This window comes from Streptomyces sp. H27-H5, assembly GCF_026627505.1.
In the GTDB taxonomy this organism is placed as follows: domain Bacteria; phylum Actinomycetota; class Actinomycetes; order Streptomycetales; family Streptomycetaceae; genus Streptomyces.
Genome location: NZ_JAPNLK010000008.1, coordinates 69,459 through 95,436, shown reverse-complemented (window position 1 = coordinate 95,436; position 25,978 = coordinate 69,459). Strand labels below are relative to the sequence as shown.

General features: G+C 74.1%; 19 protein-coding genes and 1 tRNA gene. 12 read left to right on the top strand and 8 right to left on the bottom strand.

Going from position 1 to position 25,978, the window contains the following annotated elements; translation table 11 throughout:
• Positions 1-275: 275 nt before the first annotated feature.
• Positions 276-2,390 carry a glycogen debranching protein GlgX gene (gene glgX / locus OTB19_RS05730; protein ID WP_267796905.1) on the top strand — a complete coding sequence of 705 codons (2,115 nt, stop codon included), beginning with the start codon at positions 276-278 and terminating at the stop codon, positions 2,388-2,390.
• Here the strand turns inward: glgX and OTB19_RS05725 are convergent.
• Positions 2,375-3,679 (bottom strand): MFS transporter, encoded by a 1,305-nt coding sequence (locus OTB19_RS05725; RefSeq protein WP_267796904.1) that lies wholly within the window; start codon positions 3,677-3,679, stop codon positions 2,375-2,377. The two genes, glgX and OTB19_RS05725, sit on opposite strands and share 16 nt — an antisense overlap.
• Before the next feature lie 81 nt (positions 3,680-3,760).
• On the opposite strand from OTB19_RS05725, the gene treY reads away from it, so the two are divergent.
• The 3 genes from treY (at position 3,761) to OTB19_RS05710 (ending at position 8,380) form a co-directional block, all read left to right on the top strand.
• Entirely contained in the window at positions 3,761-6,040 is a 2,280-nt protein-coding gene (gene treY / locus OTB19_RS05720; protein ID WP_267796903.1) for a malto-oligosyltrehalose synthase, read from the top strand.
• Between the two features lie 211 nt (positions 6,041-6,251).
• On the top strand, positions 6,252-6,998 hold the full coding sequence (locus tag OTB19_RS05715) for an LppU/SCO3897 family protein (RefSeq protein ID WP_267796902.1): 747 nt from the start codon (positions 6,252-6,254) through the stop codon (positions 6,996-6,998).
• Positions 6,999-7,126: 128 nt separating this feature from the next.
• Positions 7,127-8,380 (top strand): M14 family zinc carboxypeptidase, encoded by a 1,254-nt coding sequence (locus tag OTB19_RS05710; protein ID WP_420716801.1) that lies wholly within the window; start codon positions 7,127-7,129, stop codon positions 8,378-8,380.
• On the opposite strand, the gene OTB19_RS43370 is transcribed toward OTB19_RS05710, so the two are convergent.
• Genes OTB19_RS43370 through OTB19_RS05695 form a run of 3 tightly spaced genes read right to left on the bottom strand, consistent with a single transcriptional unit; the run spans position 8,370 to position 9,654 of the window.
• Positions 8,370-9,359 carry a GNAT family N-acetyltransferase gene (locus OTB19_RS43370; RefSeq protein WP_324290502.1) on the bottom strand — a complete coding sequence of 330 codons (990 nt, stop codon included), beginning with the start codon at positions 9,357-9,359 and terminating at the stop codon, positions 8,370-8,372. The two genes, OTB19_RS05710 and OTB19_RS43370, sit on opposite strands and share 11 nt — an antisense overlap.
• On the bottom strand, positions 9,356-9,484 hold the full coding sequence (locus OTB19_RS05700) for a hypothetical protein (protein ID WP_267796900.1): 129 nt from the start codon (positions 9,482-9,484) through the stop codon (positions 9,356-9,358). Before OTB19_RS05700 ends, OTB19_RS43370 begins: the two co-directional genes overlap by 4 nt.
• Positions 9,481-9,654 (bottom strand): hypothetical protein, encoded by a 174-nt coding sequence (locus OTB19_RS05695; RefSeq protein ID WP_267796899.1) that lies wholly within the window; start codon positions 9,652-9,654, stop codon positions 9,481-9,483. The genes OTB19_RS05700 and OTB19_RS05695 overlap by 4 nt, the downstream gene beginning before the upstream one ends.
• 106 nt (positions 9,655-9,760) lie before the next feature.
• On the opposite strand from OTB19_RS05695, the gene OTB19_RS05690 reads away from it, so the two are divergent.
• Both OTB19_RS05690 and OTB19_RS05685 read left to right on the top strand, forming a co-directional pair.
• The gene (locus tag OTB19_RS05690; RefSeq protein ID WP_267796898.1) at positions 9,761-10,588 is read left to right on the top strand and encodes a helix-turn-helix domain-containing protein; all 828 of its coding nucleotides are present in this window, start codon (positions 9,761-9,763) and stop codon (positions 10,586-10,588) included.
• Positions 10,585-10,767 (top strand): DUF397 domain-containing protein, encoded by a 183-nt coding sequence (locus tag OTB19_RS05685; RefSeq protein WP_267796897.1) that lies wholly within the window; start codon positions 10,585-10,587, stop codon positions 10,765-10,767. The genes OTB19_RS05690 and OTB19_RS05685 overlap by 4 nt, the downstream gene beginning before the upstream one ends.
• 43 nt (positions 10,768-10,810) lie before the next feature.
• On the opposite strand, the gene OTB19_RS05680 is transcribed toward OTB19_RS05685, so the two are convergent.
• Positions 10,811-11,374: a DUF1707 and FHA domain-containing protein gene (locus OTB19_RS05680; protein WP_267796896.1), complete on the bottom strand. Its 564-nt coding sequence runs from the start codon at positions 11,372-11,374 to the stop codon at positions 10,811-10,813.
• A 110-nt stretch (positions 11,375-11,484) separates the two neighbouring features.
• On the opposite strand from OTB19_RS05680, the gene treZ reads away from it, so the two are divergent.
• Positions 11,485-13,236, top strand: a complete 1,752-nt coding sequence (gene treZ / locus OTB19_RS05675) for a malto-oligosyltrehalose trehalohydrolase (protein ID WP_420716800.1) — start codon at positions 11,485-11,487, stop codon at positions 13,234-13,236.
• A 23-nt stretch (positions 13,237-13,259) separates the two neighbouring features.
• Here the strand turns inward: treZ and OTB19_RS05670 are convergent, their stop codons facing one another.
• Entirely contained in the window at positions 13,260-14,396 is a 1,137-nt protein-coding gene (locus OTB19_RS05670; RefSeq protein ID WP_267796894.1) for an aminopeptidase P family protein, read from the bottom strand.
• 183 nt (positions 14,397-14,579) lie between these two features.
• Between OTB19_RS05670 and OTB19_RS05665 the strand changes: the two genes are divergently transcribed.
• Positions 14,580-14,652: transfer RNA gene (locus OTB19_RS05665), tRNA-His, on the top strand.
• A gap of 76 nt (positions 14,653-14,728) precedes the next feature.
• Here OTB19_RS05665 and OTB19_RS05660 read toward each other — a convergent pair.
• Positions 14,729-15,484: an alpha/beta fold hydrolase gene (locus OTB19_RS05660; protein WP_267796893.1), complete on the bottom strand. Its 756-nt coding sequence runs from the start codon at positions 15,482-15,484 to the stop codon at positions 14,729-14,731.
• A gap of 164 nt (positions 15,485-15,648) precedes the next feature.
• The gene (locus OTB19_RS05655; RefSeq protein ID WP_267796892.1) at positions 15,649-17,709 is read right to left on the bottom strand and encodes a phosphocholine-specific phospholipase C; all 2,061 of its coding nucleotides are present in this window, start codon (positions 17,707-17,709) and stop codon (positions 15,649-15,651) included.
• Positions 17,710-17,903: 194 nt separating this feature from the next.
• On the opposite strand from OTB19_RS05655, the gene OTB19_RS05650 reads away from it, so the two are divergent.
• Genes OTB19_RS05650 through OTB19_RS05635 form a run of 4 tightly spaced genes read left to right on the top strand, consistent with a single transcriptional unit; the run spans position 17,904 to position 25,825 of the window.
• The gene (locus OTB19_RS05650; RefSeq protein WP_267796891.1) at positions 17,904-20,156 is read left to right on the top strand and encodes a hypothetical protein; all 2,253 of its coding nucleotides are present in this window, start codon (positions 17,904-17,906) and stop codon (positions 20,154-20,156) included.
• A 1-nt stretch (position 20,157) separates the two neighbouring features.
• Positions 20,158-21,591, top strand: coding sequence for a TRAFAC clade GTPase domain-containing protein (locus OTB19_RS05645; protein ID WP_267796890.1), 1,434 nt, complete (start codon positions 20,158-20,160; stop codon positions 21,589-21,591).
• Positions 21,588-24,248: a GTPase-associated protein 1-related protein gene (locus OTB19_RS05640; RefSeq protein WP_267796889.1), complete on the top strand. Its 2,661-nt coding sequence runs from the start codon at positions 21,588-21,590 to the stop codon at positions 24,246-24,248. Before OTB19_RS05645 ends, OTB19_RS05640 begins: the two co-directional genes overlap by 4 nt.
• Positions 24,245-25,825 (top strand): TRAFAC clade GTPase domain-containing protein, encoded by a 1,581-nt coding sequence (locus OTB19_RS05635; protein ID WP_267796888.1) that lies wholly within the window; start codon positions 24,245-24,247, stop codon positions 25,823-25,825. The genes OTB19_RS05640 and OTB19_RS05635 overlap by 4 nt, the downstream gene beginning before the upstream one ends.
• Positions 25,826-25,978 lie beyond the last annotated feature (153 nt).

Genomic DNA, 25,978 nt, shown 5'->3' with positions numbered 1-25,978 from the left:
CCTTCTGCGTCTGGACGCCCGTCTCCAGTGATCACGGAAGGGTACTCCGCGCGCGCGGCCGGTTGCAGCCCGATGGCCCGTACACCGGCTGCCCGTTGACCCATTATCCGATGCCCACACAGTCCACTGACCCGCATATCAGCTCTCCGGGTCACCCGGTAGGAGCATCCCAAGTCCCCGCTTGGGGGCGCTCTTTCGGGGAAGATCTGGCAGTGACGTGGTGTACGCCGGATCACCAGGGGCATCCACCGACAACGAGGGAAGAGTCTTCATCCATGCAGATCTGGCCGGGACAGGCGTATCCGCTGGGTGCCACGTACGACGGCGCCGGCACCAATTTCGCGGTCTACTCCGAGGCCGCCCGACGGATCGAGCTGTGCCTGCTGCACGACGACGGCTCGGAGACCGCCGTCGAACTGCGCGAGACGGACGCCTTCGTCCGCCACGCCTACCTGCCCGGCGTGATGCCGGGCCAGCGCTACGGATTCCGGGTCCACGGCCCGTACGAACCCGAGCACGGCCTGCGCTGCAACGCGGCGAAGCTGCTGCTCGACCCGTACGCGCGGGCCATCAGCGGCAGCGTCGACTGGGGCGAACAGGTGTACGGCTACCACTTCGGTCGGCCGGACTCGCGCAACGACCTGGACTCGGCCCCGCGCACGATGAGTTCGGTCGTGGTGAATCCGTACTTCGACTGGGCCAACGACCGGCCGCCGCGCCACGAGTACCACCACACGGTGCTGTACGAGGCGCACGTGAAGGGTCTGACGATGCGGCACCCGGACCTCCCGGAGGAGCTCCGCGGCACCTACGGCGCCCTCGCGCACCCGGCGATCATCGGGCACCTGACCAAGCTCGGGGTGACCGCGCTGGAGCTGATGCCGGTGCACCAGTACGTCAACGACCACCGGCTGGTGGACGACGGGCTCAGCAACTACTGGGGCTACAACACCATCGGCTTCTTCGCCCCGCACAACGGCTACGCCTCCGGTGACCGGGGCCAGCAGGTGCTGGAGTTCAAGTCGGCGGTGCGGGCCCTGCACGAGGCCGGGATCGAGGTGATCCTGGACGTGGTCTACAACCACACGGCCGAGGGCAACCACCTGGGGCCGACGCTGTCCTTCCGGGGCCTGGACAACGCCTCGTACTACCGACTGGCGGAGGACCCTCGGCACTACATGGACACCACCGGCACCGGGAACTCCCTGCTGATGCGGTCCCCCCACGTACTCCAGCTGATCATGGACTCGTTGCGCTACTGGGTGACGGAGATGCACGTCGACGGCTTCCGCTTCGACCTCGCGGCCACCCTCGCCCGGCAGTTCCACGAGGTGGACCGGCTGTCGTCGTTCTTCGACCTGGTCCAGCAGGATCCGGTGGTCAGCCAGGTGAAGCTGATCGCCGAGCCCTGGGACCTGGGCGAGGGCGGCTACCAGGTGGGCAACTTCCCGCCGCTGTGGACGGAGTGGAACGGCAAGTACCGCGACACGGTCCGGGACATGTGGCGCGGGCAGCCGCGCACGCTGGCGGAGTTCGCGGGACGACTGACGGGCTCCTCCGACCTCTACCAGGACGACGGGCGGCGCCCGCTGGCCTCCATCAACTTCACCACGTGCCACGACGGTTTCACCCTGAACGACCTGGTCTCCTACAACGAGAAGCACAACGAGGCGAACCGGGAGGGCAACCGGGACGGGGAGACCCACAACCGGTCCTGGAACTGCGGGGTGGAGGGTCCCACGGAGGACCCGGAGGTGCTGGAACTGCGCGCTCGTCAGATGCGCAACTTCACGGCCACGTTGATGCTGTCGCAGGGCGTGCCGATGCTGAGCCACGGTGACGAGTTCGCCCGCACCCAGGGCGGCAACAACAACGCCTACTGCCAGGACAACGCACTGTCCTGGGTGGACTGGCCGGAACCGGGCAAACCGGCGCCCGGGCTGTTGGAGTTCACCCGGCAGATGGTGTGGCTGCGCCGGGACCACCCGGTGTTCAGACGGCGCCGGTTCTTCCACGGCAGGCCGGTGGAGGGCACCCACGACGAGCTCTCGGACATCGCCTGGTTCACCCCGCACGGCGAGGAGATGCGGGCCCGTGACTGGCAGGCGCAGCACGCCCGCGCGCTGACGGTGTTCCTCAACGGCGAGGCGATCTCCGAACCGGGCACCCGGGGCGAGCGGATCACCGACGATTCGTTCCTGCTCATGTTCAACGCGGGTGCGGAGGCGCAGGACTTCACCGTCCCGGCGGGGCACGGCGCCCAGTGGCGCCTGATCGTGGACACGGCCCGGTCGGACGTACTGCCACCCGGCACCGGGCCGCAGTTCGCGGCGGGTGACCGGGTGGCGTTGACGGGTCGGTGCATGGTGGTGCTTCAGCGGCCGGCGTAGGTGGTCCGCCCGGTGGCGGCCGCCGCCTCCTCGCCGGCCGCCCCGGTCCGCGGCGCCGTCGCCTGTGCGGGGATGGCGATCGCGGGGTGCGGGCGGGCGGCGGGCACCCGGGTGGCCAGGGCCAGGACCAGACACAGCGCGGCCGCGGCCACGGCGAGCGCGAAGGGGCCCGCAGGCCCGTACCACTCGGCGAGTTGACCGCTGATCCCCAACGCGAGGGCCTGGCCGGCGACGAGCGAGCTGGCGGCGAAGGCCATCGCCTCGGCGAGCCGGGCGGGCTCCACGTGCCGTTCGGTGAGCGCGAACGCGGTGATCAGGTGCGGGGCGCAGGCGGCGCCGAGCACGGTGACGACGGCGTACAGCGGCAGCAGGCTGTCGGTGAACACCAACGGCACCGAGAAGGCCAGCCCCGCGGCGGTGGCCAGCCTCCAGCGCAGTCGCAGCCCGAAGCGGGCCGGCAGCGCGCCCATGGCCAGGCCCACGACGGCGCTGACCACGCCCATGGAGGCGTAGACGATGCCCGCCTGTCCCGGGACGCCCAGGTTCAGGGTCAGGGCCGCGATGCCGGCCTGGCAGGCGCCGAACACGGCTCCCTGGAGGGCGAGGGAGGCCCGTACGGAGTACACGACGCCCGGCGGCCGGGACCGGCCGCCCGCGGGACGGGCCGGGGCGGGTGAGCCGGCGGTGACGGAGGCCGTCGGGTGGAGGGCGTAGACGCTGCCGAAGACGGCGACGAGGCCGGCGGCGGCGAGGGCCGCGGCCGGGTGCGCGATGAGCGTGGCCGCGCCGACGAGGGCCGGACCGATGACGAACGACACCTCGTCCAGGGTGCCTTCGAGCGAGTGCACGGCGCCCACCACGCTCTCGTCGGCGTCGGCGCGGCGGGCCAGGGCGACGGAGCGGCTGCGGGCGAGGGGCCCGATCAGCGGGATGGAGGCGCCGGCGACCACCGCGATCGCGGCGAGCGGGACCGTGTCGAGGTGCGCGAGGGCCCCGGCGACCAGGGCTCCGGTGGCGACCGCGTTGACGGCGACGGCGCCCAGGACGACGGGGCGCTGTCCGCGGCGGTCGGCGAGCCGGCCCAGGACGGGTCCGAAGGCCACCTGTCCGGCGGAGAGGGAGAAACCGACGATCCCGGCGGTGGCGAGGGAGCCGGTGGTCTCCGCGATCAGCAGCACGCTGCCGAACTGGCACATGGCGACGGGAAGTCGGGCAAGGAAGGAGACGAGCGGCAGAAGGGGCCCGGTCAGGGCGATGACTTTGCGATAGGTGTCGACGGTTCCAAACACTTGAGGAAGGTAACCCGGCGCAGTCACTCGGATGCATTGGGTCATGGCACGGAATCCCGCAGGCTGGGTACGTACGTTCTCATGACCCAGGAGTACTTGAGCAGCCAAGCGGAAACCGATGTTCCGACATCCGTCACTCCGGCGTCCACCTACCGTCTCCAGCTGTGTCCCGAGTTCCCGTTCGCGGCGGCCGAGGCGGAGGTCGCGTACCTCGCCTCGCTCGGCGTGTCCCATCTGCACCTGTCGCCCGTGTTGGAGGCCGTGCCCGGCTCCACCCACGGATACGACGTCACCGACCACACCCGGGTGCGGGCCGAGCTCGGCGGGGAGCGGGGGCTGCGGGCGCTCGCCGCGACCGCGCGGGAACACGGGCTGGGCGTGGTGCTCGACATCGTGCCGAACCACATGGCGGTGCCGTCGCCGCTGCGGCTGAACCGGCCGCTGTGGGAGGTGCTGCGGGAGGGGCCGGCGTCGCCCTACGCGGCCTGGTTCGACATCGACTGGGAGGCGGGCGACGGGCAGGTGCTGCTGCCGGTGCTCGCCGAACCGCTCGACCCGGCCGAGGTGAAGGTCGTCGGCGGGGTGCTGCGCTGCGGGGAGCACGAGTTCCCGCTGCGGGAGGGAGCGGCCGCACTGGAGACGGCGGAACTCCTGGCCGCGCAGTGGTACCGGCCGGCGTGCTGGCGGGAGGCCCGGACCGCCCTGAACTACCGCCGCTTCTTCACCATCTCGGATCTCATCGGGGTTCGGGTGGAAGACCCGGAGGTGTTCACGGCCACCCACGCCAAGGTGCTGGAGCTGGTTCGCGACGGGGTGGTGTCGGGGCTGCGGATCGACCACGTGGACGGGCTGGCGGATCCGCGGGAGTACCTGCGGCGGCTGCGCGCGGGGGTGGGCGAGGGCTGCTGGATCGTGGTGGAGAAGATCCTCGCGCCCCGGGAGCGGCTGCCCGCCGACTGGCCGGTCGCCGGGACCACGGGGTACGACGCACTGCACCGGGTCGACGGGGTGTTCGCGGATCCGGTCGGGGTCGACGAACTGGCGCGCCTGTACCGGGAGTCGACCGCGGCGCCCTCCTGGGAGGAGACCGCGGCGGCGGCGACCCGGGAGGTGCTGACCGGTGACCTGGCGGCCGAACTGGCGACGCTCCAGCGGCGCGCCGGCGCCGATCTGGCGGCGGCGGTAAGGGAGTTGCTGATCGCCTACCCGGTGTACCGGCCCTACCCCGGCGAACCGGACATGCCGGCGCGGGCGCTGGAGCAGGCCGCTTCCCGGGCCGGGGCCCACGCGGTGGCCGGCGTGCGGGACCTGGTGGCGCGGGACCCCGCCTTCGCCGCGCGCTTCGCCCAGACCTCGGCCGCCCTGCGCGCGAAGTCGTTGGAGGACCGGGCCTTTTACCGCTGGGCCCCGTTGCTGTCGGCCACGGAGGTCGGCGGGGAGCCCGGCCGACCGGCGGTGTCCGTGGCCGGGTTCCACGCGTACTGCGCCGACCTGGAACGGGACTGGCCCGCCTCGGGCACGGTGCTGTCCACCCACGACACCAAGCGGAGCGCGGACGTCCGGGCGCGGATCTCGACGCTCTCGCAGGCTCCGGAACACATGGCCGGACCGGGTGACGGGGGCCCCGATCCCCGGGCCGCGTGGGTGGCGCGGCAGACGGCCCTGGGCCTCGGGGAGGTTCCCGAACGCGGGCCCCGGCTGTCGGCGGCCCTGCTGAAGGCGGCCCGCGAGGCCGGGCTGCACACCAGTTGGACGGAACCGGACGAGCGGTACGAGGCGGGGATCACCGAGGCGGCGTCCCGCCCGGGCGCGCTCCCGGCGGACCTCCCGCCGGAACTGCGGGAGGCCGCCCGGGCCAACCTCCTCGGGATGACCCTGCTGCACCTGGCGATGCCCGGGGTCCCCGAGGTGTACCAGGGCGAGGAGAGCGAGTACCGGGCGCTGGTCGACCCCGACAACCGGCGTCCCGCCGTCCACCCGCGCGAGGCCGCGGCCCTGCTGGAGGCGGGCGGGACCCCGCGGGGCGTGGCGCAGGAGAAGCTGGCCCTGACCACCGCGCTGCTGCGGCTGCGTCGTTCCCGGCCCGACCTGTTCGCCGGGTACGCGCCGCTGGCCGCGCGGGGCCCGGCCGCGGACCACTGCGTGGCCTTCGCCCGCTCGACCGGCCTGATCGCGGTGGCCACCCGGCTCTCGCACCGGCTCGCGGGCGCGGGCGGCTGGCGCGACACCCTGCTGCCGTTGCCGGCGGGGCGCTGGACGTCCCTGCCGTACGGGGACGTGCACGAGGGCGAGGTCGCCCTGTCGGTCCTGCTGGCGGACCGTCCGGCGGTGGTGCTGATCGGGTCGGAGGCGGCCGGCTAGCACCGGTCTTCCGCTCCCGCCCCTCCCGGGCCCACCGGGTCCGAGGGCGGGGGCGGGAGCAGGGACGGCGGTGGCCGTCGCCGGTGCGGACCAACGGACGTACGTTCGGGGGGACTTCGGGCGGAATGACTGCGTCACCGTGCGCGGGGCGGGCAGAATCTCCCGGGTTCGTCAGACAGCGTCCGCACCACCACCACTCTGGGAGCAGCCGGTGTCGCCTCAGGAGATCCCCCTCACGATCACCCCGCAGCAGGCCGCCCACGGCGTGATCCTCACCGTGGCCCTGGCGTCGGGGCCCGCCCGCCTTCGGATCCCCTCCTGCACGGACGGTCAACTCGTCCGGGCCCGGGTCGGCGACACCGACGTCATGCTGCGCATCCGGGTGGGCCCGGTCGCGGGCACGGTCCCGGGGCAGCCCGCGGCTTCGGGCGCGCCCGGCACGGCGGGCACGGCCGGCCCGTCCGGCTCGAAGAAGGGGTGCCTGGTGGCGGTCGGGCTCCTCGCCGCCGTGATCGTCGGCGTGGTCCTGCTGAACAGCGGGGACGACGACAAGGGCGTGGCCTCCCCGACGCCCACCGCCACGCCCACGCTCAGCATCTGGTCCCCCGCGCCCGCCCCGCCCCCCGTGGTCATCCCGACGCCGACCACATCGACCGGCGTGTCCGTGCCCGACCCCACACCGTCACCGTCCGAGGCCGCCCCGAGCCCGTTCGACCGGGGCACCTGCCTCAACGGGACGCTGCCGGACTCGACGACCGCCCAACGGGTCACCGGGGTGCGGGAGGTTCCCTGCTCGGCGTCCGACGCGCACTACCGGGTGATCGAGAGCATCCCGATGACCTCGGACCTGGACCGCTGCAACGACAACCCGAAGACGGAGTACGCCTTCTCGTACAGTTACACCCGCAACGGGATCCCCCTCAACGAGTACGTCTACTGCCTGGTCGGGATGGACTGACCGCACGGGAACGCCGCGCGAGGCGTTGGCCAGGGGTTTTCCTCGGGTTTCGGGGAAGTACGGGGCGCCCGGAGCAGTAGGGGGCGTGCGCGGCGGGCATGGCATGACATGTGACCCTCCTACGAGACATGTGCTACCCCACTCCGCACGAACTCGCCCTGGCCGCACGCGCCCTGGCGGACGAACACCCCGCTCTGGCGCGGCTGCGTCAAGTCGGCGCCTCCCGGGCCGGCCGGCCGCTGTGGCTGCTCTCCGTCGGCGGGGAGCCCGACGGGGCGGGCACGCCGGGCCGCAACGTCCTCGTCGTCGCCGGGGCGCACGCCAACGAGCCCGTCGGCGGCCCGACGGCCCTCTCCCTGGCCCGGCGCGTCATCCGCGACCACGCCCCCCGGGCCGATTGCGGCTGGCACTTCCTGCTCTGCGCGGACCCCGACGGGGCGGCCCTGCACCTCACTCCCCGCCCGCACTCCCTCCTCGACTACCACCGGAACTTCTTCCGACCCCCCGGGCCCGAACAGCCCGAATGGGCTCCGTCCTTACTGCCTCCGGACCGACTGCCGCCCGAGACCCGGGCCCTGACCGCGCTCATCGACGAGCTGCGCCCCGTACTCCAGATCTCCCTGCACGGCACCGACCTGGGCGGCTCCTGGGTCCAGCTCACCCAGGACATACCCGGCCTCTCGGAGCCCTTCGCCAAGTCGGCGGCCGAGCTGCGGATCCCGGTGGAGACGGGTGCCTCCGACGCCACCGGGTGGCCCTCCCCCGGACCCGGGATCTTCGTGATGCCCGAGCCGGGCACTGAGGCGGCCGGGGCCTTCCACCCGGAGGACACCCGGCTGAGCACCTGGTACCACGCCCACCGGTACGCGGGCACCACCGCGATCGTCGAAGTGCCCATGTGGGCCTCCGACCTGGTGGACGACCCGGCCCCGCACCCGGACCCGCGGCGCGCGCTGCGCATGCTGGCCGGGCGGCTCAGCGGGGACGCCGACCGGGTGGCCGCCGTACGCACGGGGGTGCACGCGGTGGACCCGGACGCCGCGCCCCTGCTGCGGGCGGTGGACTGGACGCTCGCCCTGATCCCCCGGATCACCGTCGAGTGGACGGGCCCAGGGGCTCCGGCCGAGGCCACCACGGCGCACATCGGCAGCATCGACGCGTTCGGGCGGCGGCTGTCGCTGCGCGCCGCCGCGATGCTGCTGCGCGTGCTGCGGGCGCAGGGGCATCCGGCGGCGCCGGGGCTGGACCGCCTGGTGACGGGGTGGTGCGAGGAGTTCGCGGCCCGTTTCCAGGCACGCTGGATCCCGGTGGCCACGCAGGTGGAGCACCAGGCCCGCACGGTGTTGGCCGCCTACGAACGACTCAGGGCGGTCAACCGGTAGCGGGCTCCCCCGGCAGCGCGACCGGCGGGGCGACCGGCAGGGCATACCGGCGCTTGGGCATCCCGGTCGCGCCGAGCCGGTCGTAGAAGCGGATCGCGCCCTCGTTCCAGTCCGGGGTCTGCCACTCGACGTGGTCCAGGCCCAACTCCCGGGCGAGGGCGGCCACGGCCTCCATCAGCGCGGCGCCGAGGCCGTGGCCGCGCGCGTCCTCGGCGAGGTAGAGGCAGTCCATGTGGAGGTGGTGCCGGGCGTCCCAGAACGCGTACTCCGTCGAACAGGCGGCGTACCCGGCGACCTCGCCCGCCGGGGTCCGGGCCAACAGCACCCACAGCCGGGAGTCCTCGGCGAACAGTTGCGGGCCGAGGCGGTCGGCCAGACCGGGCGGGCGGGGCTCGGACTTCTCGTAGGCGATGTGCTCGTGGATCAGTTCGACGAGCCGCGGCAGATCCTCGGGGCGCGCGGGGCGCACCACAGACGTGTGTTCCATGCCCTCATCCTCCGCCCCGTTCCCGGCGCGGGCGAAGACCCGCAGGGCGGCGGCCCTCGGCCCGGTGGAGACCGGGTCGAGGGGGTGGCCGAACGTCAGGTCGTGGAGCGCGGGAAGGACGGCCCGCAACCGCTCCAGCTCGGGATCGGTGACTTCCCAGGTGTGGCCTCCCTGGTGGCCGAGGAATTGGCAGCACCCGTCGACGCTCGCGCCGGGGGTGTCATCACCGGCGGGGCAGTCCGGCAGCCACATCAATTCGTCGAGCGGGCCCTGGTCCGTCCAGCGGGCCCAGAGGGCCGATCCCTCCGCGTTCTCGCTCAGCAAGTCGGCATGGGGGCCTTCATGCGTCTCCAGTGTGCAGCGCAGCTCCACGCCGGCCGACGCCACGTCTCGGACGGTGCCCTCATCGGCGCCGAGCCGGAGCAGGAGCATCAGGAGTGCCGGAACGCGCACCTGGATGCGCGCGTCGCACACGTACCGTCCGGGCGTCACGCGCCCCACCCCCGAGCGACGATGAACGCCACGGCCGCAATCCACGCGACCGCCCCGAGGGTGACGGCGAGCGCGCCCCTCTTGGTCCTCCGCGCGTGGTCCCGGTGTTCGTTGTCGTCGGTCACCGGACGTGCTCCCCCGCGCGCTCCTTCATCGACGCGGTGGCCAGGGCGAACGCTGCCGGGCAGCGATGCATCAGGGGCAGGTCACCCCAGTCCGGCCGGGCCTCGTCGCGTTCCATTGCGGCGGCCAGCTCCGCCAACGCGTCCCGCGGGGACTCTGCGCTCTCGGGCACCGTGACTCCTCTCCGTAGCCGTTCCACTACCAAGCGGCTTCAGCGTGACCTAGAGTCGAGATGTCTTCAACTTGCGTTGGTTGCACGGAAAGTTGGGTGATGGCACTTGAACCGGAAGAAGTTGGACCCCGAAGAATCGCCGGGTGCGGCGTTCGGTCAGCGTTTACGCAGGCTGCGAGATGAGCGCGGCTGGACCCAAGACGAGCTGGCAGTCCGAATGGGATACACAGGGACGCACATCTCAGCGATCGAAACCGGGCGCCGCTCCCCAACTCCTCGCTTCACGGCAAGTGCTGACAAGGTATTCGGCACCGGGGACCAGTTCGAACGCCATGGTCGGGCCGTTCGGCATACGGCACTGCTTGAGGGATTCCCCGAATACGTTCAGATCGAGTCGGACGCGACAGAGATCCGACTCTTTGAGCTGGGCATCGTCCCCGGCCTCCTACAGACTCCGGAGTACGCGGCCGCGATCGCATCGGGGGCTGTGCGTCGGGGAGCCATTACGGAGCAGCAGGCAGAGGAACGCCTTACGCTGCTCGCGCGGCGGCAGGCATCGATAGAACGCACTCCTCGCCCGCTCGTCCACGCAGTCCTGGACGAGAGCTGCATCCGGCGGCCGGTCGGAGGCCTCAAGGTCATGAACGCCCAGTTGACGCGACTGATGGAGTTTGCCGAGCTGCCGAACACGATCGTCCAGGTCGCCCCCTACGACCTCGGCGAGCGGCGGTCATTCGACCTGCCTGTGACACTGCTGACCCGCACCGACAGGTCCCAGATCGCGTATGCCGAATCCGCACAGCAGGGCCGGCTGGAGCGCGATATGAGGTTCGTTCAGCCGATGCTTACGGCCTACCATCAGCTACAAGCCGAATCGATGCCACAGTCGGCATCCGTGGGCATGATCCATGAGGCACGAAAGGGCACCCCGTGACGACCGAACCCCACTGGTACAAGTCCTCTTACAGCAGCAACGGCGGCCAGTGCATCGAGGTCGCCACGGCTCCCGGTGCCGTACTCGTTCGCGACAGCAAGAACTCGGGCGGGCCGCACCTGTCCTTGACTCGGGAGGGGTTCGCCGGATTGCTGGCGCTCGCCAGGCACCGGCGCTGACCAGGCTTGCTCCCGCCCCGCCGCTCCGCCCCGTCCGGGCCGCTCAGTCGAGGGAGAGGCGGAAGGCCATCCGGCCGAAGCCGATCTCGTCGCCCTCCCGGACCACGGCCGAGCCCGTCACGCGGCGGCCGTTGACGGTGGTGCCGTTGGCGGAGCCGAGGTCCTTGAGCACCCACAGGCCGTCGCGCAGGCTGAGTTCGGCGTGTGCCCGGGACACGGTCTCGTGGGTGAGCCGCAGACCGTTGCCGGGGTCGCGTCCGATGGCGAGCGGCAGGGCGCTCGGGTGGGGCAGCAGCAGCTTGGGCAGCCGCTCGGCGTGCCAGGCCTTGCGGACGCCGACGCTCACGGCCGACGCCCGGCCCACCCAGCCGAACAACCGACGGGTCCAGGCGCTTTCGGTGCCCCGCCGGCTCTGGAGGTCGGCGGTGAGCACCGCGAGGTCCTCCGCGCGGCGGGCCACCAGGGCCAGCTCCATGCGCCGCAGGAAGGTGTCGTGGGACAGCTTTCCCAGGGCCGCGCCCTCTCTGAGCCGGCCCAGCGCCTGGTCGCGCTCGGCGTCGGAGAGGCGGGGCGCGGGGAGGCCGGGGTACTCGAAACTCGACGTCACAGGGTGATTGTCGGCCCGTCGGGGACGAAGTGTCCAGAACTCCCCCGCCGGGGCCGGGATGATGGGCGCACAACGCAGGCTGGGCACCGCCCGAGACGAGGGGACCGTCCGTGCAGTTCGAGGTGTGGGCACCGCTGACAGGTCGGGTCGCCATGCGACTGAACGACACCGCCTACGAGATGACACCCGACCCGGAACCGGGCCGGGACGGCTGGTGGCTGGTCGACGCGCCGGCCGCCGACGGGGACGAGTACGGGTTCCTGCTGGGTGACGATCCGGTGGTGCGCCCGGACCCGCGCGGGCGCCGGCTGCCCCACGGGCCGGACGGCCACAGCGCGGTCGTCGACGTCGCCGCGTTGCACCCGACGGCGCCGGCGCCCCGCGTCCCGCTCCAGGACGCGGTCCTGTACGAGCTGCACGTCGGGACGTTCACCCCGGAGGGCACCTTCGACGCCGCCGCGGCCCGCCTGCCGTACCTGGCGGGGCTGGGCGTCACGCACGTCGAGCTGATGCCGGTGTGTCCGTTCCCGGGCCGGCACGGCTGGGGGTACGACGGGGTGGCGCCCTGGGCGGTGCACGAGCCGTACGGCGGCCCGGCGGGTCTGGCCCGGTTCGTGGACGCGGCGCACACCGCCGGGCTGGGCGTGGTCCTGGACGTGGTCCACAACCACCTGGGGCCCTCCGGGAACCACCTCCCCGTCTTCGGGCCGTACTTCACGGAGACCCACCACACGCCCTGGGGCGCGGCGGTGAACCTGGACGCGCCCGGTTCCGACGAGGTCCGCGCGTACTTCATCGGCAGCGCCCTGGCCTGGCTGCGGGACTACCGGATCGACGGTCTGCGCCTCGACGCCGTGCACGCGCTGGCCGACGGGCGGGCGCTCACCTTCCTGGAGGAGCTGGCGACGGCCGTGGACGAGCTGGCGGCGGAGACCGCCCGCCCGCTGTTCCTGATCGCCGAGACCGACCAGTGCGACCCGCGCGTCACGAGCACGCGGTCCGTCGGCGGGCTGGGGCTGCACGCCCAGTGGAACGACGACTTCCACCACGCCCTGCACTGCACGCTCACCGGCGAGTCCCAGGGCTACTACGCCGACTTCGCCGAGGCCCCGATCGGCGCCCTCGCCAAGACCCTGACCCGGGCCTTCTTCCACGACGGCACGTGGTCCTCCTTCCGGGGCCGCACGCACGGCAGGCCCGTGGACCGCCGCCGCACGCCGGCGCACCGTTTCCTGGGCTACACCCAGACCCACGACCAGATCGGCAACCGTGCGCGGGGCGACCGGCTGTCGGCCTCGCTGTCCCCGGGCCTGCTGGCGTGCGCCGCGACGGTGGCGCTGACCGGCCCCTTCGTCCCGATGGTGTTCATGGGCGAGGAGTGGGGCGCGGGCACGCCGTGGCAGTACTTCACCGACCATCCCGACCCGGAGCTCGCGGAGGCCGTGCGGACGGGTCGCCGGCGGGAGTTCGCGGCGCACGGCTGGAAGGCGGAGGAGATCCCGGACCCGCAGGACCCGGCGACCCGCGACCGGTCCTGCCTGAACTGGAACGAGCCCGAACAGCCCTCGCACGCACGCCTGTTGGAGTGGTACCGGTCGCTGATCGCACTGCGGCGCACCCATCCGGACCTGCGCGACCCGGACCTCGCGGCGGTGCGGGTCGCACACGACGAGGAGCGCCGCTGGGTGACGTTCCGGCGCGGCGAGGTCCGGGTGGCGGTGAACTTCTCGCCGGAGCCGGTGACCATCGCCCTGGGCCGCAACGGGGTGCGGGTGCTGGCCGCCTGGGAGCCCGTCGACCACCCGGGCCCCGACGGCCGCATCCACGTGCCGGGCGAGTCGGCGGTGGTGCTGGGCCCGTAGGCCCCGTCTCGGAGTGGCTCGGGCTACTCGACGATCGCCAGCTCGCGCGGGGCGTTGTTGAGGCGGCGCACGCCGTCGTCGGTCACCGTCACGATGTCCTCGATGCGGACGCCGAAGCGGCCGGGCAGATAGACGCCCGGCTCGACGGAGAAGCACATGCCGGGCAGCAGCGGCTGCTCCTCGCCCTCGACCATGTACGGCGGCTCGTGGGTGGTGACGCCGATGCCGTGGCCGGTGCGGTGGATGAAACGGTCCCCGTAGCCGAACTCGGTGATCACCGCGCGGGCCGCCCGGTCCACGTCCTGGCAGGCGATCCCGGGCCGGACCGCCGCCACGCCCGCCTGCTGCGCCTCGCGGACGACGTCGTGGACCCGCCGCTCCTCGGCGGTGGGCTCGCCGACGTGGACGGTGCGGGAGATGTCGGAGCCGTAGCCGTGCAGGAGCCCGCCGAAGTCGAGGACCACCATGTCCCCGTGCCGGATGACGCGGTCGCCGGCCTCGTGGTGGGGGTTGGCGCCGTTCGGGCCGGAGCCGACGACGGTGAAGTCCACCTGCGAGTGACCGTGGACGCGCAGCAGCGCGGCCAGGTCGGCGGCCACGTCGCTCTCCCTTCGATCGGCGAAGGGGACGTGCAGGATCTGGGCGTACGCGGCGTCGGCCGCGGCCCCGGCGGCCGCCAGCCGGGCCAGTTCCCGCCGGTCCTTCACGGCGCGGAGCATCGGCAGGGCGTCGGTGAGCGGGGCGTACGCGGTCCCGGGCAACTCGCGTTGGAGGCCGAGCAGGTGCAGGGCCCAGGTGTTGTCGCTCACACCGAAGCGGCCCGTCGCGTCGAGCAGGGGCGTGGTGGCGTCGTACGGGTTCTTCCCGTCGGCCCAGTCGCGCAGGGTCAGGGCTCCCGCACCGGGGGCCTTCGCGGCGTCGGGGGCCTCCAGGGCGGGCACGACGAGCACCGGTTCCCGGTCGGCGGCGAGCACGAGCAGGGTCAGCCGCTCGGTGTCGACGGGCCGGTACCCGGTGAGGTGGGTGAGGTCGGGCCCGGGGGCGATCAGCAGACCGGCCAGCCCCGCCTCGGCGGCGGCCCGCGCGGCGGCGGCCATCCGGGCGGCGTAGTCGGCGGCGGTGAAGGGCTCGGTGTCGGCGAGGAGCGGGTCGAGGTCCATGGGGGGATCCTGCCGTGCGGCACGCGACGGCGGCAGGGGCCGCGCCGCACGGAAACCGCCGGGGCGGGGCCGGGACGGGTGGGGCGGGGAGGCCTGCGGGCGGGGAAATGGCGTCGCGGAAGCACCCCGCTGATCGGCTATGCTGTGCTTGCACATCGAACGGGTGGTCCGCCGCCCTTCGTGGTGGGTGTAGCTCAGTTGGTAGAGCACCTGGTTGTGGTCCAGGTGGCCGCGGGTTCAAGTCCCGTCACTCACCCTGTGGGATCCCGTGAGGGGTACGAGGTTTCCTCGTACCCCTCACGGGCGTTTCCGGGGGCGGAGACGACCCCTCTCTAGCGGCGCAGGAAAGCCTCGATCGCGGCGGTGAAGGCGACCGGCGTCTCGTGCGGCGGGTAGTGGCCGGCGCCGGGCAGCGGTTGGATCCGACAGTGCGGGTACCAGGCCTGCCAGGTGGCGCGCATCACCTCGACGCTCAGTGCCGGGTCGTACTCCCCGACGAGGACCAGCACCGGCACGGTGTTGCCCTTGACCGCCGCGGACAGGTCGAGGGACTCCCAGCTCGCGAGGTAGGCGGCGAAGGCCTCGGGCAGGGAGACGGCCATCGAGTGGGCGGACATCCGGTCGATCCAGTGGCGGGTCGCGCGGTTGCCGGTCACGAGGTCGAGGATGGCGCGCCGGTTGTCCTCGTCGGCGGCGGCGCCGTGGAAGAGCGCGTGGGTGGCGTCGTCCATCGGGTAGGGGCCGGCCGGAACCGGATTGACGCCGATCAGCTTCTCGATCCGCTCGGGCGCCCGGACCAGCACCTGCTGGGCGGCCTTGCCGCCCATGGAGTGGCCGAGGAGGGAGAAGGTGCCCCAGCCGAGCTGGTCGGCCAGGTCGAGGGCATCGTCGGCGATCTCGGCGAGGTTGTACCGGCCGGCGACGTCCCGGCGATCGCCGTAGCCGCGGTAGTCGAGGAAGGCGTAGCTGAACTCCCCCGGGTCCAAGTGGTCCAGTACCGAACCCCAGTTGGCGGACGTGCCGAACCAGTCGTGCAACACGATCACGCGGACGGGTCCGGTGCCGATCCTGCGGTGGGCGATGGCCATGCGTTCTCCCTCGGTGACGGAACGTGAGGATCTCGACGCCCTACGTTCTGCCCACCGGGCCTACCATCACACCGTGAAGTCGACATCCCGCACGGTGCGCGGCCACCGCCCCCGGGACCTTCCGATCCCGGGGCGGCGACCGCCGCACGCGGCCGGGGACCGCGTCACACGGTCTTGATCGCCGGGTCGGAGACGCCCGGGGCTCCCGTCTCGACGTGGCCCGCGAAGCGGCGCAGGAAGCCGGCGTCGGCGTCCGAGACGACCTTCACGTCGTACCAGCGGCCCGTGGCGCGCAGGTCGACCGAGTGGGTCACCGTCGCACCGGGGTTGACCTTGAAGGTCTGCGGCGCGCCCCCGTAGGTGTTGGTCACGGTGAGGTTGACGGCGGCCGTGCCCGCGTTGGCGAGGGTCAGCGCGAGGTTGCCGGCGGTCGCGTCGTGGCGGGCGGTGACCTCGGGGCCGGCCTTCGCGGCGGGCCCCTTCCAGGTGCGCAGGAAGCCGTTCGGACCCCAGACCGTGAGGTTGATCTGGTTCCCGGTGGAGGCGCTGGTGCTCCAGGTGTCCGAGAGGGTCTTGCCCGCCTCGACCGTGTAGGGCCACGGCCCGTCCGTGCGGTTGCCGGAGGTGCTGTGGAAGTGGGCGCCCAGGGTGGGCCCGGAGGCGAAGGTCAGGGTGAACTTGCCCGTCGCGACGGTGGCCTTGCCGTCCACGTACGGCTGATAGCCCAGCGCGCGCGTCCGCTTGGAGCCCGCCTCCTGCTTCGGCAGGGCGCCGGTGGCCGGCGGCACCGGGTGGTAGGACGGGTGCGCGTTGTGGTCCGGCGGGAGGTAGTCGGCCGTGGGGGGCAGGGCCGCCGGGGAGGCGTCCGCCTTGGTGAAGTCGAAGGCCGAGGTGAGGTCCCCGCAGACGGCGCGGCGCCACGGCGAGATGTTGGGCTCCCGCACCCCGAACCGCTTCTCCATGAAGCGGATCACCGAGGTGTGGTCGAAGGTCTCGGAGCAGACGTAGCCGCCCTTGCTCCACGGGGAGACGACGATCATCGGGACGCGGGGGCCGAGTCCGTAGGGGCCGGCTGCGTAGCCCCCGCCGCCCGCGTACAGGTCCTTCGTGACGTCCGCCGTGGACAGGCCCCAGGCGGCCGAGGTGGGCGGGTACGGGGGCACGACGTGGTCGAAGAAGCCGTCGTTCTCGTCGTACGTGATGAAGAAGGCCGTCTTCGCCCACACCGCCGGGTTCGCGGTCAGCGCGTCGAGCACCTGCGAGATGTACCAGGCGCCGAAGTTGACCGGCCAGTTCGGGTGCTCGCTGAAGGCCTCGGGCGCGGCGATCCAGGAGACCTGGGGCAGGGTGCCGTTCACCACGTCGGCGCGCAGCCGGTCGAAGTACCCCTCGCCGGCCTTGGCGTCGGTGCCGGTGCGCGCCTTCTCGTGGAGGGCGCTGCCGGGCTGGGCGTTGCGGTAGGAGTTGAAGTAAAGCAGCGAGTTGTCGCCGTAGTTACCGCGGAAGGCGTCGCCGATCCAGCCCCAGTGGCCCGCGGCGTTCAGGCCGTCGCCGACGTCCTGGTAGATCTTCCAGGAGACCCCGGCCGCCTCCAGCCGCTCCGGGTAGGTCTTCCAGCCGTAGCCGGCTTCCTGGTTGCCGAGGACCGGTCCGCCGCCGGTGCCGTCGTTGCCCGTGTGGCCGGACCACAGGTAGTAGCGGTTCGGGTCGGTGGCTCCGATGAAGGAGCAGTGGTAGGCGTCGCAGACGGTGAACGCGTCGGCGAGGGCGTAGTGGAACGGGATGTCGTTCCGCGTCATGTACGACATGGTCGTGGCCGTCTTGGCCGGGACCCACTTGTCGTACTTGCCGTTGTTGTACGCCGCGTGGCCGCCGGCCCAGTCGTGGTTGAGGCCCTCGACGAACTGCATGCCCAGGTCGTCCACCTGCGGGTTGAAGGGGAGGATGTCCTTCGTCCCGTTGGACTGGTGGAAGACCGACTTTCCGTTGTCCTGGAGGACGGGGCGCGGGTCGCCGAAGCCCCGTACGCCCTTCATCGAACCGAAGTACTGGTCGAAGGAACGATTCTCCTGCATGAGGACGACGATGTGCTCGATGTCCCGGATCGTTCCGGTGCCGCCCTGCGCCGGGATGGCGGCGGCGCGGGCGATGCTCTCGTTCAGCATCGTGGCGGCGGCCGTACCGCCCGCGATCTGCAGGAACCTGCGACGGTTGAGTTCAGCCATGGGGTGAGGTCCTCTGGGGGTGAGGGGAAGTCGAGGGGCGCCCCAAGGACAGCGGTCCCGGGGTACCGGACGGAGATCCCTGTCTGACCTTGTGCCGTACAGCGGGCGAACGGAAAGCCCTGAGGAAAGCCCTCCCGAAGCAGCCGTACATCTGCTGAAATGACCCCCACACACTGCACGGGGGGCGCAGACGGATGGCGGGGACGGAGTTCGGGCATGCCCTCGGGCCCTCCCATGCCCTGCTCGGCCTGCCGCTGGCTCCCTTGGTGGCACGGTACGGGGAACTCCTCGCCGTGCAACAGGGCCTGGGCTTACGACACCTCGGCGAGTTGCTGGTACCGCCCGGTGGCCGGTTACGGGTGCTCGACGGGATCTTCACCGTCGAGGAACGCGGACGGCGCCGCCACGTGGACGCCCCCGCCCTGGAGGCGCTGGCGGCCGTACGGACGGCCGACGCCGAACCCGAGGCCGCCGCACTGCTGCGGCGCCTCGCCCGGATCCAGCGGGCCGATCCCGCCGCCCTGCGCCGGGTCCTGCTGTACCAACTGACCCGGCTGCTGCACGAACACCCGCGGGGCGAACACCCCGACACCGCGTGCGCGCTCGGCGTGGACGCCGACGAGGCACCGGCCCTGGTGCGCGCGGCCGCCGCGCGGGCCCGACTGGGCGAGGGCCAACGGGCTGCCGCCGAGGCGCTGGAGGACCACTGGCGGGCGTCACGGACGCGGGCCGCCGCCCGGCTCGCCGCCGCGCTGCCGCCGCCCGGCCCCGACCGCGAACTGGCCGCGCGGATCGACGCGCTGGCCCGCCGGGTCCGGGACACCGACGCCCTCCTCGACTCCGCTCGACGGTACGAGGAGCGGGGCGACCGGGAGCGGGCCGCGACCCGGTACCTGGACGCCGCCCGGCTGGCCGGGGACTGCCCGCGCGCGATCCGCGGCCTGGTGCGCACCCGCCGGTCGGACGGGGCCGGGCCGGCGGGCGACGGTACGGACACCACGCCGGCGCGCGGGGCCCGGCTGGAGGTCGGGCTCGTCGCGGGGCGCGTCGAGCTGCGGCGGGCGCCGGCCGACGCACCCGCGGCGGGTGACGGCGGCGGACCCGCCGGGGACTGGGGGCGGGTGCTGCGGCTGACGCGCGGCGCGCCGGCGGGGGAACCCCTCACGGAACTGCCCGGGTCGCCGCGCGGCGACCTGCTGACGGATCCGTCGGCGCCGCTCGGCCGGGAGGTCCGCTACGTGGCCGTGCCTGCGGCGGGGCCGCCCCTGATCTCCCCGGCACTGCTGTACGCGCCCGAGGTCACGGGGCTGCGCTGCGACGACGGGCCGGGCCGGATCGAGGCGTCCTGGTCCGTCCCGGCGGGCGCGGCGGGCGCCCGTGCCGACCTCACCGGGCCCGACGGGAACACCCGGGAGCTGCGGGACGGCCGCGCCGAGGGGCTGGCCGTCGGCGAGCACCTGGTGCGGGTGCGGGCCCGCTACCGGCCACCGGGGTCGCCCGAGGTCCTCTCCCCCGGCGTCGAGACCCGCGTCACCGTGCACCCGTGGCCCGCGCCGGTACGCACCCTGACCGCCGACGCCCGCGCGCCGGGCGGCCTGTCCTTCGCCTGGACGGGGGGCGAGGGAGCCGACGTACGGCTCGTGGAGTGGCCCGGCGACGCCCCCGAGCCGGGGGCGGAACTCGTCGCGGCGGGACTGCCCGCACCGCGCGACGGGAACCGGCCGCCGGGCGGGGCGCCGGTGCGCGTCACGGCCGTCGCCGTGCTCGGGGAACGGGCCCTGGCCGGGCCGAGCGTGCTCGTCGAGACGCCCGAACCGGTGGCCGGCCTGGCCGTCCGGCGGACGCCCGGGGGGCGGGTCCGGGTCACCTTCGACTGGCCGGCCGACGCCGGACAGGTGGTGGTCGTCGTCGAACAGGACGGCGGGCGGACGGAGTTCCCCGTGGCGCGCAGCGTGTTCCTGCGCGAGGGCCTGCACGTCCCGGCCGGCCCGGGCGCCCTGCGGATCACCGCGTACAGCGCCCCGCGTCACGCCCGCTCGGTGGTCGCCGCACCGGATCCCGGGGAGCGGATCGAGCTGCCGGCCGACCTGTCGATCGCCTACCGGGTGCGGCCCGGCGGCCGGCGCGGGCTGCGGCGCGGGCCGGCCCGCCTGCTCCTGACCCTGTCGGCCCCGGGCGGGCGACCGGACGGCACCGAGCTGCCCGACTTCGTGCTGGTCGCCCGGGGCGCCGGTGAACGCGACCCGGCCCGGCCGCGCGACCCGTCCGACGGCACGCCCGTGTGCCGGATCGGCGGCGCCGAACTCGCCGCCTCCGGGACGGTGGAGCAGGACATCCACCTCGGCGCGCGGGGCCCCTCGTACGCGTTGCGCGGTTTTCTCCTGGGCGGCGGCGCCGCCACCGTCCGGCTCGAAGAGCCTCCCCTCACCTCCCTGGTGGTCCGCTGACATGACGTCCGTCGTCTGCCCCTACTGCTTCGACCGGTCGCCGGCCTCCCGGCTGGCCTTCCGCTGCCAGATGTCGGCCACCGGCGTACGCGGCGGAAAACCGTGCACCGCCGAACAGGACACGGTGTGGGCCGAGTTCGTGGGGCCCGGCGTGGCGCCGGGCCGCGCGGCCCGCGGCCCGGTCTTCGAGGCACCGCGCGACCTCGTCTCCCGGATCGCGGGCGCCGGCCCCGGCTCGCGCGCGTTCCGCGGCCGGCGCGGCTCGCGCGCGGACTGCCCGCACTGCGGGGTGTCCACCTCGGTCCGGGTGTGCCTGCGCTGCCACAGCGACTTCCCCGGCGACTACTGCGACCAGGACACCCGGATCATCGCCCTGCTCGGCCCGAAGGCCTCCGGCAAGAGCACGTACGTGTCGGTGCTGGTGAACGAGCTGCGCGGTCGGGTGGGCCGGGCGTACGGGGCCTCGCTCACCCCGATGGGCGGCGAGACGCAGCGCCGGGACCGTGACATGGCCGAGGACCTGTACGACCGGCTGCGGCTCCCCCAGGCCACCAGGCCGGTGGCGCTCGGCTTCAACGACCCGCTGCTCTACCGGCTGAGCCTGCCCCGGCCCCGCCGGATGCGCGCGGACGGCAGCCGGCACACGGCGCTGGTGTTCTTCGACGCGGCGGGCGAGGACCTCGCCGACGCCGAGGCGATGAACCGCTACACCAGCTACCTGGCGGCCGCCGACGGGATCATCGTGCTGGTCGACCCCCTGCAGAGTCGGGCCGTGCGCGACCGGCTGCCGAGGGACGCCGGCGCGGCGCTGCCCGCCCTGCACACCCCGCCGCAGCAGATCGCCGCCGACCTCGCGGCGCAGCTGCGGGCGCACGGTCGGGGCAGCACGGGCGGCCGGGTCACCACGCCCGTGGCCGTCGCCGTCACCAAGACTAACTCCCTGCTCCCGCTCTTGGACCCGCATTCGCCGCTGCTGCGCAACGGCGACCACTCGGGCGGCGCGGTCGACGAGAACGACCGGCTGGCGGTGCACGAGGAGGTCCGCGACCTGTTGGAGGGCTGGGACTCGGGTGCGTTGACGCGGCAGTTGGACCGGGACTTCGCCCGGTTCTCCCTGTTCGGACTGTCGGCGCTCGGCTCGCCGCCGCCCGCGCACGCACCGGCGGACGCGCCGCGGTCGGGACCGCAGCCGTGGCGGGTGGAGGATCCCCTGCTGTGGCTGCTGGGGCTGGGCGGCCTGCTGCCCCGGCGCCAGGGCGGGACACGGGGCCCGGACGGGGCGCCGGGCGCCGGGGCTTCGGGTGCGGGTGCGGGCGGGGCGTCGGGGGTCGGGGGTTCGGGGGGCGGGGCCTCGGGTCCGGACGGGGCGAGCGCCTTCGACGGCGCGGCCCCGGCGGGCTCGGCGGGGCCGGCCGGCTCGGAGGCGGGCGCGTGAACCTCGTACAGCTCCACTACACCTCCGCCCCGCCCGGACCCGACGGCTCCGGCTTCCGCTTCACCGCGGTCAGCCCGGGAACGCCGGTGTCCCTGTTGCGCGAGGCGGAGCAGCTGATCGGGTACGAGCCGCCCCGGGACGCGCCCGACCGCCCCACCGAGGAACAACTCGCCGCCTTCCCCGAGGCGTTGAGCCTGAGCGTGCTGTCGGACGGCAGCCGGTTGTTGGCCCGCTCGGTGTACACGGGCGCGGACTACAGCGGCCGGTGGGGCAACTTCCACACCCACGCCGTGCACCTGCCGCAGCCCGCCGATTCCGGGCCGACCAAGGGGGCCCTGCCGATCACCTCCTGGGGTTCGCCGCAGTGGGCCTCGGACACCCCGCCGGGCGGCCCGCCCGCGCCGCTGGAGAAGGTCCCCGCGCCGGGCCGGTACGACGCGGCCGGGCTGGCGGAGTTCGTCGCCGCGCGCAGGCCCTGGCTGGCGGGCTTCTTCGCCGACGTGCGGCGCCTCGCGGAGGACCCGGCGGCCCCGCAGGTGGTGCTGGTGGAGCGGGACAGCACGGCCGTGGCGCGTTGGATCATGCTGGCGTGCAGCGTGCTGCCGCACCAGCGGGGGCAGTGGCTGACCTTCACCACGTACACCCGGCGGCCCCTGCTCGCCCGGCACCGGATCATCGGCGTGCTGCCGGAGGACGGCGCCGGCCTGGGCGGGCAGGACCACCGGTACCGGTTGTACGACGGCACGCGCGCCCCCGACGAGGACGTGCGGCCGGGCACCGGCGCGGACGCGGGCACCGGTTCGGGGGACGTGTGGGCCGACACCGCCGCACGGGTGTGGCCGGCGGGCCGCCACGAACTGTTCGCGGAGGTCCGCCGGTTGCCGCCCGGCCGGCCCTACGAAGCGGGCCCGCTGGCCACGCTGGCCCTGGCCGCCGGGATCACCCTGGACTCCGCGGGCAGGACGGCGGCGGCCGAGTGGGCCGCGGAGCATCGGGCGGCGCTGGACGAGGGGCGGCTGCACGCGCTGGCCGAGGCCCTGGCGCGGCCGGTCGGGGACCGGTCGCCGGCCGAGACCGCCGCCTGCGGGCGGTTGCTGGCGTCGTTGGACGGCCGGGGTCGGCCCGCCGCGTACGAGTCGCTGGTGGCGTTGGCGCTGACCGAGGCGGTCCGCGGCGCCGGTCCCCCGCCGCCGGTCGGCGTGCTGGGCGCGGCCACCCGTGGCCGGCTCGCCGCCGAACTGGGACCGGAACTGCGAGTGGCGCTGGCCGACCCGGAGCGCGAACCGGGCGAGCGGGCCGGGCTGTTGCGGGTGGCCGCCGCGATCGGGGTGGACGCCACCGAACTGTTGCCCGAGGTGGCGCGGAAGCTGGCGCTGGCCCTGCTCGCGGAGCCGGAGCGCGCGTACGGGGAGGGGGCGCGGGCCGCGCTGACGGAGCTGCCCGCGCTGCGACACCTGCTCCTCAACCGGCTGAACGCCTTCGCGGTGGGCGATCCGGCGGCGGGCGTGCGGGTGTTCGCCCGGACCGGGTTGCGGCTGCGGGCGGCGGACCCGGTGCCGTACCTGCACATGTGCGCGGCGGCCCCCGAGGTGCTGGCCTCGGCGCCGGACCGGGTCGCGGCCCTGTACACCCTGGTGGAGCGGAGCGGATCCGGCGTCTACGCCGACCCGTTGGTGCTGCGGACGGCGATGCGGCTGGTGTGGGACGGGGAGCCGCCGAGCGCGGCCGAGGCCGCGCTGCTGCTGTCGACGACCGGGGCCGCGCCGCACGTGGATGCCGGCACCTGCGGGACGCTGGCGCAGGCCGCCGTGCGGGCGCCGGCCGACGACGCGGCGGCGGCGGAGCTGGCGGCGAAGCTGCTGGAACAGTTCCGGGCGGAGCTGCCCGAGCCGCTGCGGCCGTCGCTGCTGCTGCTGGAGCTGGCCCGGAACCTGCGGGCGGGCACGGCCGGCCCCGGCTGGGTCCGGATGGCGCTGAACCTGCGGAGCCTGGACCCGGAACCGGGGCCGAGGGACCACGCGTACGCGGCGGTGGCGCAGCGGCTGCTCGGCGACGACCGGACCGAGGGCGACCTGCGGGCGCTGATCGAGAGCAACGACGTCGAGCTGCTGGCCGCGTACCGGCGTCTGGCACGCGATCCGGCGGTCCTGGAGCGGCTGCGGCGCTCCCCGCGCCGGCTGGCGGACTGCTTCACCGCCTGGTCCTCCCAGCCGCAGGCGGGCCCGGTCTGGCAGGAGGCCCGTACGGACCTGCTCGACCGGGTGCTGCGGCCCGTCGTGCGGGGGCTGGCGCCCGCGGAGTCGGCGGCGGTCGAGGAGGAGCTGAACCGGCTGGGGGGCCGCTGGGCCGAGGAGTTCCGCACCTGGCAGCGTCCGGGCGCGTTCGGCCGGCTGCGCGACCGGCTGAAGCCGTCCTCCCGGCGCCGGCGGCCGCCGCCCGGGCCCGCCGGCCCGGTGCCGTCGCCCGCACCCGACGTCCCCGCCCGTCCCGACGGGCCGGCGGGGGGCGACTGGGCGGGCGTCACCCCCCGGGCCGCGGGGTCGGCGGTCCCGGCCCGCCCGACCCGGCCGCCCGCGTCGGGCGGGCCGGTGCCTCCCGTCGGCCCCGGGGACGACGACGCCCCCGTGGACGGCCGGGCGGGGGGTGGGTCGGCGTGACGGGTTCCGTCCTGTGGTTCTTCCTCGTCGCGACCGGGGTGATCGGCGGCGCGGTGTGTCTCGGGTACGCGCTGTGGCAGTTCCTCGCCCTGGCGCTGCGCGACGCCGCGGCCGCCGCCTTCGGGCCGCGCACGCCCGGGGCCGTCGATCCCCGACTCTTCGCGGCCCCGGGGGGCGAGCCCGCCCGGCCGGCCTACTGGGCCCGCCAGATGTGGTGGGACTCCCGGGCCGCCGTGAACGAGGCCGCGCTCACCGTCCGATACCTCCTCGCCCGGCACTGGCTCTCCACCGTGATCCGCGACCGGCTGCTCCGGGGCCGGCACGGCGGGACCGACGAGCTCGCCGGCAGTGCCTTCGGCCGGCTCTTCTTCCGGCTGCTCGTGCCGGGCTACACCGTGGCCGCCGTCCTGTCGGCCGTGCTGTCCGCGGTGTTGCTGCTCGGCGTGGCCCTGGTCTTCGCCGTGCAGCTCGTCCTGGTCGCGCTCGTCGCGCTGGCCGGCGTACTGGCCGGACGGACCGCCGACGCGCTGTGGCGGCTGACCCGCGGCATCCGCATGACCTGCCCCTATCCCGACTGCTACCGGCCGTTCCCGCTCGCCGTGCACGTGTGCCCCGACTGCCGGGCGGCCCACCGCGAGCTGCGCCCCGGCCGGTTCGGCGCGCTGCGGCACGTCTGCCGGTGCGGCCGGGGACTGCCGACGACCGCCCTGACCGGGCGGCGGAAGCTGGCCACCCGCTGCCCGTACTGCGACCAGTCGCTCCCGGCGGCGATCGGCACCACCCGCGTGGTCCACCTGCCGCTGGTGGGCGGCACCTCCGCGGGCAAGACGATGCTGATGGCGGCGATGCTCGACGGGCTGCGGTCCTGGTCGTACGAGTCCGCGCTGACCGTGGAGTACGCCACGCCCGCCGACCGGCACGAGTCGCACACCCGTCTGGACGCGTCCGGTTGGGCCCTGAAGACCCAGGGCGGGCAGCCGCGCGCGCTGATGCTGCTGATCGGTCTCGGCCGCCGCCGCCGACTGCTGTACCTGTACGACCCGATGGGCGAGTCCCTGCGCGACGCGGACGTCGTGCGCCGCCAGGGGTACCTCGCCCACGCGGACGGCGTGGTGCTGGTCGCGGACGTGCTGGCCTCGCCCGTCGTACGCCGCTCCCTGCGGGCGGGCGACCACCAGCTGGCGGCGGCCGCCCGGCCCGCCGACCTGGGCCCGGTGGAGACGTACTCGGGGGTCACCGGGGAACTCCAGGGTCTCGGTGGCCGGCGCGCGAGGCTGCCGGTCGCGACGGTGGTGACCAAGCGGGACGTGCTGGACCGGCTGACCTCGCTGCCGTCGCCGACGCCCCCCGTCGAGGCCTGGCTCCGCACGATCGGCCTGGACGACCTGGTCAGCTCGCTCGGGCACGATTTCGCGGCCGACCGGTACTGGGCGGTGAGTGCCCGTGCGGCGACGGGCGCGGGGGCCCTTCCGTCCGAGCAACGTCGCGCGGCGGAGCCGGTGTTGTGGCTGCTGTCCCGCACCGGGCTGCGCGTGGGCGCGCTCGTGCCGCGGGACGGGGGAGGTGGATCCGGATGACGGTGACACCGCAGATCGTGCGGGGGCGGCGCTTGATGCTGGTCCTGCTCGGGGTGGCGGTCGCGGTGGTCGCGGTCGCCGCCGTCGTGATTCCTGTTCTTTGTCTCATGTGAGGTTCGAGGGAGGTATGTGGTGAGTGACATCCCCGGCGGA